7 protein-coding genes and 2 pseudogenes are annotated in these 8,252 nt (G+C 59.4%); 6 read left to right on the top strand and 3 right to left on the bottom strand.

Annotation, left to right across the window (positions count from 1 at the left end):
- On the top strand, positions 1-954 hold a 954-nt coding region (locus AB4Y75_RS15585; protein WP_441436795.1), incomplete at its 5' end, for a LysR family transcriptional regulator.
- Between the two features lie 107 nt (positions 955-1,061).
- Positions 1,062-1,184: a hypothetical protein gene (locus tag AB4Y75_RS15580; RefSeq protein ID WP_441436794.1), complete on the top strand. Its 123-nt coding sequence runs from the start codon at positions 1,062-1,064 to the stop codon at positions 1,182-1,184.
- Positions 1,185-1,526: 342 nt separating this feature from the next.
- Here AB4Y75_RS15580 and AB4Y75_RS15575 read toward each other — a convergent pair whose 3' ends face one another.
- On the bottom strand, positions 1,527-1,778 hold the full coding sequence (locus AB4Y75_RS15575; protein ID WP_441436793.1) for a 2-hydroxymuconate tautomerase: 252 nt from the start codon (positions 1,776-1,778) through the stop codon (positions 1,527-1,529).
- A 198-nt stretch (positions 1,779-1,976) separates the two neighbouring features.
- Between AB4Y75_RS15575 and AB4Y75_RS15570 the strand changes: the two are divergent.
- Positions 1,977-2,453: pseudogene (locus AB4Y75_RS15570) on the top strand (GntT/GntP/DsdX family permease); the annotation flags it as partial.
- 12 nt (positions 2,454-2,465) lie between these two features.
- A complete protein-coding gene (locus AB4Y75_RS15565) occupies positions 2,466-3,401 on the top strand; it encodes a GntP family permease (RefSeq protein ID WP_441436792.1) in 936 nt (311 codons plus the stop codon).
- Positions 3,402-4,040: 639 nt separating this feature from the next.
- Here the strand turns inward: AB4Y75_RS15565 and AB4Y75_RS15560 are convergent.
- Complete coding sequence (locus tag AB4Y75_RS15560) at positions 4,041-5,063, bottom strand: hypothetical protein (protein WP_441436791.1); 1,023 nt, start codon at positions 5,061-5,063, stop codon at positions 4,041-4,043.
- Between AB4Y75_RS15560 and AB4Y75_RS15555 the strand changes: the two genes are divergently transcribed.
- Positions 5,062-5,268: a hypothetical protein gene (locus tag AB4Y75_RS15555; protein WP_441436790.1), complete on the top strand. Its 207-nt coding sequence runs from the start codon at positions 5,062-5,064 to the stop codon at positions 5,266-5,268. The genes AB4Y75_RS15560 and AB4Y75_RS15555 overlap by 2 nt on opposite strands.
- Positions 5,269-7,279: 2,011 nt before the next feature.
- Positions 7,280-7,639, top strand: a pseudogene (locus AB4Y75_RS15550) (DUF5067 domain-containing protein).
- A gap of 190 nt (positions 7,640-7,829) precedes the next feature.
- On the opposite strand, the gene AB4Y75_RS15545 reads toward AB4Y75_RS15550, so the two are convergent.
- Positions 7,830-8,159, bottom strand: a complete 330-nt coding sequence (locus tag AB4Y75_RS15545; protein WP_441436789.1) for a histone-like nucleoid-structuring protein Lsr2 — start codon at positions 8,157-8,159, stop codon at positions 7,830-7,832.
- Between the last annotated feature and the right edge of the window lie 93 nt (positions 8,160-8,252).

The raw sequence follows: 8,252 nt of genomic DNA, 5'->3' as shown, positions 1-8,252 counted from the left end.
GCCATGCTTCTGACTCAACTCCAGTACTTCGTCGCTCTCGCGCGCGAAGAGCACTTCGGCCGGGCGGCCGCGGCGTGTTTCGTCTCGCCGTCCACGCTCTCCGAAGCGGTGCGGAAGCTGGAAGTGGAACTCGGGGTGCCGCTGGTGCGTCGCGGACACGCCTTTGAGGGGCTCACTCCTGAGGGCGAGATGGCGCTGACCTGGGCCCGCCGGGTGGTCTCGGACCAGGAGGCGCTGTCCGCCGAGATCGCCGCGGCCCGTGGTCAGCTGACCGGGGTGGCACGGATCGGCACCATCCCGGCAGGTATCGCCCTGGCCACGGGGGTGGTGTCGGCCCTGGCCGATGCGCATCCGCTGGTGCGGGCCACCGTGCAGTCGGGCCTGAACAGCGAGGACGTGGTGGCGCGGCTGAGGGCCTTTGAGCTGGATGCCGGGATCATCCACCCGTCCGCGGCGGATGGTCCGGATCTGGTGACGGTTCCGTTGGGGGAAGTCACCAATGTGGTGGCGGCCGCCCCGGGCATGTTCCCCGAGGATCTGGAAGCGGTGACCGGCCGGATGCTCTCCGAGGTTCCTCTGGGCCTGCTCGCCACCGAGATGCGGGCCCGGCAGATCGCCGATGAGGTCTGGCGGGCCGCCGGGCTGCAGATCAAGGCCCGTATGGAGGCCGACTCCAACGAAGCGCTGCTCAGCCTGGTCACTTCCGGGCTGTGGGCCGCCGTCGTGCCGGAGACCGCGGTCGCAGCCCGCCGTGACGATCCCTCCATCCATGTGCTGCCGCTGATCGAACCGACGGTCTCCACCCCGCTGGCCGTGGTGCGCCTGGCCGGCAAACCCGCCCCCGTGCTGGTCAGGGCCCTGGGCGCCGCGGCGCAGGCCGTGCTCAAGGATCCACGCCGCGCCGCCCAAGCACGCCGCGGCGGTCGAGTGGTAGAGCGCATCAAGGAGGGATAAGGCGGCAGGTTCTACACGTCCGTCATCAGCTCGACCCCGGCATTGAACGTCAGTAACGGGTGCCTTCAATCGCTGGACAGCGTGGACTTAGGAGGTGATCAGCTGTGGTGTGCAGCGAAACGAAGCAGCAGAAGATCCGCGATGACGTCGGAGACGCCCTGCTGGTCCTGATCGGTCAGCCCATCTGGAACTCCATCGAACGGGCCGTTCAGAGCCCAAATGCCTCATAAAACGACATCGCCATGTGGGACTCGAACCAGTTCCTCTCAGCACTCACCAAGAACCAGCACTCACCTACCAAGCCCGAACCGCCCAGCAACTCCGCGATGCCCCCAGCACCACCACTGCAGCAGAAGGCGCCTTGGTGTTCATCGAGGCATTCATCTCGCGTCGCGACGTCCTACCGCTGCTGTCGGAACTTGTTTCCTGCCTCCAGTAAAGTCCTCACCACTCCGCCACAGAACTTTGCGACGGAGTGGTGAGCCGTCTATACGATCACCTCTTGAACGCACCAGCATGGGGACAACACCTGATCTCCGTTTCCCCATGCTGAAATTGAGGCGCCGTTGCGTCTACTCCCGCTGCAGGCGGTCCAGCGCCCGCGTGTCCGTCCGGTCACTGGTCTGCATTCGTTCCTCCAACATCGCACCTCCGACCGCGTACTTGTCGTATGTAACTTCGTCGATCAGCACGTGGACAGATTCGTTCGGAGCTCCCGTGCTGGACGCGAGCACTTCGGTAACTCCCTCCGCGATCTGCTTGTACTGCTCGGCCCGGTCGCCCGACATGAGGTCAGGGACGATAGCGATGTTGACGATGGGCATGTTTCCTCCTCGTGGATGGTTCAACCTTTCAAGGGTGTCGCGATCAGCGTTCCAGCGGAAGACGGCACTTTATGGTTAGGTACGAACCCAGAGGTCGGTAATGGTAAAAACAGACATGCCTGCAGGTAGGTACTGCGCAAAGACAGTGCGACAGAGGTTCGATCTCAGATCAAACTGACGTAGTCAGGCGAGGGTGCCGCAGACATCCCTCAGTCGATCGTGAGCGGCGCCGGCGGTGTACTGGGCAACGTGGGCATCACCCTCGCCTTGGGGGCTATGCTCGCGCGCCTGCTTTCGGCCTCGGGCGCAACCGATCGCCTGGCTGATCTGATCGTGTCCAGGAGCACGAGCCGTTCCCTGCCGTGGATGATGACCCTGGCTGCTTTCGCGATTGGCATTCCGATGTTCTTCGAGGTCGAGCTCATCATCCTTTTGCCCTTCATCTTCGGGGTCGCTGAACGCATCAAGCGCTCATCCCCTGGCAAGAACACATATATCGTCGTGGTCGCTCCGGCGATCGCCGCCTTAGCCACTCTGCACGGTATGGTGCCACCACGCCGGGGACCTCTCACCTCGGTTGCTGGCTTGCATGCAGGTCTGGGCAAGACGATTCTCGTGGGGTTCCTCTGTGCTGTGCCGACCGTGATCCTTGCCGGCCCGTTCTTTGCCCGGTGACTCTCCCGCCGGATGGTCATCGATCCCGAGTCTTCCCTCATCGCTCAATTCACCCAGCCAGAGAAGCCCGTGGCTTCGGGAGCAGGGGCCGGAGTTGCCGTCTCCGGGTTCCGGGGAAACTCCGGCTCCTCCCCCGCTCGCGCGCCCATCACCTGGGCTCTGGCGTGCATCCTGCTGCCGACTGTGCTGATGCTCCTGCAGTCCCTCGGCCAGATCTTCCTCGAGAAGAAGAGTCCAGCCCTCCAGGTCTTCGAGCTGCTGGGAAACCCTATCATCGCGATGCTGTGCGGTGTTCGCGTGGCACTGGCGACCCTGACCCGGACCACCTCGGGTGAGCACGTCCGCAACGCCGTCGGCGAGCGCCTCAAACCGGTCGTCGGGATCCTCATGATCATCGGCGCCGGTGGGGCCTTCAACAAGGTCCTGATTGATACCCACATCGGAGAAGCACTCGCACAGGCAGCCCAGCACTGGCAACTGAACGTACTGATTCTCGGCTGGCTTCTCTCCTTGATCCTCTCTACCGCTACCGGCTCCGCGACGGTCGGCATCGTCTCTGCCACCGGAATGGTCACTCAAATGACCGCCGCAGGCGCAGACCCCTGGCAGACGGCCCTTCTGGTCGTTGCCATCGGCGCCGGATCCATCGGCCTGAACTACGTCAACCACGCCGGATTCTGGCTCGTCAAAGAGTCTTTCGGAATGAACCTGGGCCAGGCAACAAAACTCCACACCGCGGTCCAAACACTCGTCAGTGTCATCGCGCTCGTCACAGTCCTACTACTTTCGGCGTCCTCCGACGAACAACCCAGTCCCGACCAACTTCCCGGTGACATAGGAATGCCCCCGACCAGCTATGGTCGGGTTTTGGCATTCCTATATCACCGGAAGGCGCTATCTATGGAGTGGCTTGGGGTGTTGTTCTGCACGGTACTTGCATCCACTTAGATTCAGGGTGCCCAAGTAAAGGGACGGTCCACGATCGGTTCAAATACAGATGCAGGGAGCAAGTGTTGCGTGAGATAGCTATGCCCAGTTCCAGCACCGACCGATCTCCACGCAGCCGAGGGCTACAGGGTCGCTGCTCCTCACTCTCGAGAAACCGCTCGATACTAAGCGTCCCGGCCATGAATATTCCGCCGCCCAGATTCGGGGACAAACCATGCAGAAAGAGAACCAACTGCTAAACCCATCAGCAGGAACGGGAAACCATCCGGAAGCGCGGCCATCGTAAACATAGATGCGCTCCAAATCTGGACGGCATAGAACATCAGATCAAGGACCCGTCGGATTATCGAATACCGTCTCATCCTAAGAAGTCGCCGCCCGAATAAAGCATGAACAGCCCATGCCGCTGCATTCAGGACGACCAAACCCACAAGCGCGAGGCTTCCCCCAAAACCAAAAGTCCGGCCGAAAGAGTTAGAAAGGCTAGAAGAATCGGAAAATGACAAAACTATGGTAGATAAGACGATGGTCGAAAGATAGACAAAAGATGCCATGATCAACCAAAGTAGCGGCTTGCTCAATCTCGTCCTACACTGCCTTTTCATACCCATCAACTCACGATACCTCAGGATCCAGGAATCAGTTGACCCATGACCAGAATTGCCCCTCACCACCAGGCACACCAGTCACTGCGCTAGTATAGTTGCTCAGCAACTTTGCCCAAGTATTCTTGGCTCCGATAAGGTAGACCGGCTGCGGCACTCCTCCTGGTGATTCATTTGTAATGTTTGCAAAGACCACAAATTTCATCTTCAGAAGCGACGCTTTTGGATCCCCTGGAGCCTTCTTATCACCGTAGAAATCGAAACTGATCATGGAGCCTGGGCCGTCGATGTGGCCGGGTCCGGAATTGAAGTTGAAGGCAAAGTCACCGTCAATGGTATTCCCAGCGGGTCCGTATTCTCCGGGAATGAAGTTCTCCGCACCGAAGATGCACGTAAAATTGTTTGTCGGAAAACCAGGCGCCAGCCTGACAACAAGAGGAAGAAGCTGCCCAGGACGAGGGAATGCCGCCGGTGCGCCTTCGACAGGGAAATAACAGTTGAAGCACGTGTGCATGCGTCCGTGAATATCGCGAGTGCTTCCTGCATAGATCTTAGCTGTCCATGTGTAGTTCCAGGCAGGATCTGCTACTACCGGGAAATTCGCAGAGGCCGGAACATCGACCTTTTGAACGAGGGTATTTCGTTCCCAGCGGTAGGTCGTGGGCAATGAAGTTCCGGATGAGTCACGAGCCCACGGAGCCATGATCGCCCCGTGTATATCTCCCTTGGAGTCCTCGATGTAGAAACTACCGTTGGCGCCAGAGACCGGATGTTCTCCAGACTTGAAGGAGAACGTAGTCCTACTTTCATAGGCTTGTTGGGGGCTCCCATAAGCCGTAACGATACGAATGCCGGCTGCCGACTCCACAACATATCGTGCGATATTAGGGTCTTTGCCCTTTGCGAGAATTATGGCGTCGTTTCTAGAGGATGCCTGGCTGGTTCCATCTAAGGCGACGGAGACCGATTGTGGGAGCGAAGAATCATCAGGCGAGACTTTGGCATTCACTTCGGGGGTGTCCGCCCGACCTTCTTCCGGTCCCACGCTCTGAGTCATGCTTGCAGCACTGTGCAGGTTCGTTTCTACGCTAGGCGTATCTCCCATCAGGATCTCGGGCGCCGTTGCAGAAAGAGTCGAGACCGGGTCATCAATAGACGGTTTTGAAACCGGAGTCGCGTACGCAGCAGAAGCCGCACCGCTGGCTAACATAAAGACTGCCAAACCTGATGCCACTGAAGTTCTCCAGGCCCTCAAACGGTGAATCACTCTTAATTCCTCTCACACTCTTGTAACGCGCATTCGGGTGCGCGATATATCGATACCCTACATGGAAACGACATTGCTTTTTCCAAATAGCATTGGTGCACCCAGGAAAAAAATGTCTTGATGACCGCACGGATGAATTAGCGCAGTAGGGTCTAATGCAGCAACTTCGTCCAAGAACAAAGACGCTTCACCTTGGATAGCATCAATATTTCCTAGTAACAGGCCAGCCATTCCAGTATTGCACAAATGTCCAACATATGCATGTCGCGCCTGTGGAAGGCAGCAAGGGCAACGCAGAACACACGCGTATCCCGAAACCCGGCAATCGACAACCCTCTCCGACCGGCCAACAAAACGAACCGGACATCGGGCGGCTTGCGGCCGTCGCCTCTCTATAGGCGGCCGCAAACACCCACTCCCCCGGCACCCGCGTGGCGGGACAGACTTCCCGCGGAGTTTTCGATCACGTGGTGCTGAATGGGGCTACGGCGGGAACGAGCGCTGGCGACTGTTCCTCTCCTGGGCGGGCGCCAGCATTTCACCTTCCTACGGTGCCGCCGTCGACGCGGCGAGATCTCACCTGCGAGATCCGGTTGCTCTGCAACCGGTCAGGAAGTGCCGGCTGTCGCGTGGACCCGGTGCCGACGCTTCCCGGATCCGTCGCGTGCGGCCGTGGTGGACACGTCGACTGCGCCAGGTAACGGTTCCCTGTATGCCGCCGTCCGGTGCTGGCGGCCACACCGGGCTATGGTTGTCCGGCGCTGCACTTGCGCTGGATGCGCTTGAGCCGCACCGTGCCCTGCAGCTTTGGCCTGCCGTCTCGCCCCCTCTACGTGACGGTCACTGCAGGCGCTGCCTCTGCCGAGGGCAAGTGCGTTGGCATCATCGGATACCCGTCACCGTTCCCAACCCGGTGTCTCCTGGAACACCTTCATCTACCCTGTGAGTCAGTGCCACTAGAAGGGAGTCGTAGTCACGAAGAAAAAGCTGCCTGACATCTTCAAGGCCATCGTGGGGGGTCGCCTCCGCCGCATTCGTCGGAGTGTTCGGCGCACCGCTTTTTTGCGCACCCCACGCTGGAGAACATCATCTTCATCCCTCTCATCGCCGTGCTCGGGCACCTCATCTGCCGCGAGGCCAACCGCACCATCGATTACTTCGCCAAGAGAGAATACCTCCAGAGCTAACGCATCCTCAGAGACGGCGGTGCCTGTCGACCACACCAGCCGCTCGAAGGACTGGGCACGCCGGAAGCGGGTTGCATACGGCGCCGCTCATTCCTGGGATTAGGGGACCGTTGCCCGTTCTGTTTACAGGAGTGGCCTCAGCATCGGGGAATTATGCTGAGGCCACAGGGAGATCGCAATCTCGTGTCCCCCCGCTCAAGGGACTCCACAAATGTGGGACAGGTTCCTAGGAGTTCCCTGGGGACCATTCACAGCAGTCTGCCCTGGCTGAGCTCTACACTGGCTCTTTGGAATGATGTAGGTGGCGGCCCCTCACCTTGCGCGGGGACAACTTGCGCGGGGATAACTTGCGCGGGGATAAGCGGGGCCACCACGAGATCCCTCGTTTCGACCTCAGGAATGCGTCAGGGGTTGAACTGGCATGCCGGAACAGCCCGACTTCTGGGGCCCACGTCAGATTCGTCCGTTCCGCAGCCATTCTGAATGGTTCCTCGTCAGGGTGGTCAGTTCTCTCCGGGTCGTTCGGTCCTTTCGTTTGGCTTCACTTTGACGCTGTCGGCGTGGATGCGATGTCGCTCTGTCACTTGCTGCCCTCGAAGCGGGCTTGGGAGAAAGAAGAACGTGTGAAGAAGCCCTTGGCCATCCTTGTCTGCGCTGCTGCGCTTGGCACTCTGAGCGGATGTTCCGTACCGACGGTAGCAAGCACGCAAGATAATACCGTCGCCCCGCAGACAAGCCAGTCTGCCCCTCCTCAAAACAACGAATCATCGTTTAAGTCCGAGGTTCTAACAACCCCGGAGCTGAAGATCTCGATCACCGATCACCGATCACAAGATTATCCAGCCCGGGGCTGCAGGGAACGAGTATGGGAAGAAGCCGGTCATCGCGTTCTGGTACAAGATCACGAACCTGACCGGCCAGAAGGTCAGCCCGATGACCTTCATCATGGATATCACCGCATATCAAGACAACGATCCGAACCGCGAAAACTAACTGAATGTGGCGGGCCTGCCGGACAATCGGTTCCTGCAGACGCAGTCTGAAAACATCAAGAAGGGTGGGACCGTCGAGAGCGCTGTCGCCTACGAACTTGATGACCTGAAGACCCCAGTAGACCTCGTAGCATCAGTGAATCTCGGCCTGGACACGATCGGGAAGGTCACGTATCTCCTGAAGTAGAGGTCGAGCACCGTTGCCAGCTTGTTGCCGTGGGGGTCACGGTAATGAGCGGCTGGTGACAAGTTGCCAGAACCGGGAGTCGACTGGCCACAACCGAACCGGATGCTCAGCCGAGCGACCTGCCTCACGAGACGAAAGCCCCGATCCGGACCCTACATAGGGCCAGATCGGGGCTTTCAGCGTCTGAGGATCAGGCGTGGGCCTTCTCGTAGGCCTCCACGATGTCCGCATGAATACGGCCGCGAGAGCTGACCTTGTAGCCGTTATTCTGGGCCCACTCACGGATCTGAGCCGTCTGGCCGTTCCGACTTGTCGGGCGGCCGGTAACCGACCTGCGAGTCGAGGCCCTCACCCGGCGGGCCGGACCAACATACAGCTCGAAAGCTTCGCGGAACTTCTTCGCGTTCTTCTCGGAGAGGTCGATTTCATAAGAGATTCCGTCCAGGGCGAACGGGACGGTCTCGGAAGCCTCGGTGCCGTCAATATCATCAATCAACTGAAGTTGAAGCCGCTGTGCCATGTGATTTCCTCTTTCCGGTTTCCAGTGCCCCCTGGTGTTGTACCGTCACCCATCCAATCACGGACCATGTTGACAACCTGGGTTCAATCCGCG

Origin of the sequence: Arthrobacter sp. RAF14, from assembly GCF_052114185.1 — a bacterium.
In the GTDB taxonomy this organism is placed as follows: domain Bacteria; phylum Actinomycetota; class Actinomycetes; order Actinomycetales; family Micrococcaceae; genus Arthrobacter_E.
Note: the sequence above shows the minus strand (reverse complement) of the source record. Positions and strands in the feature narration are given on the sequence as shown.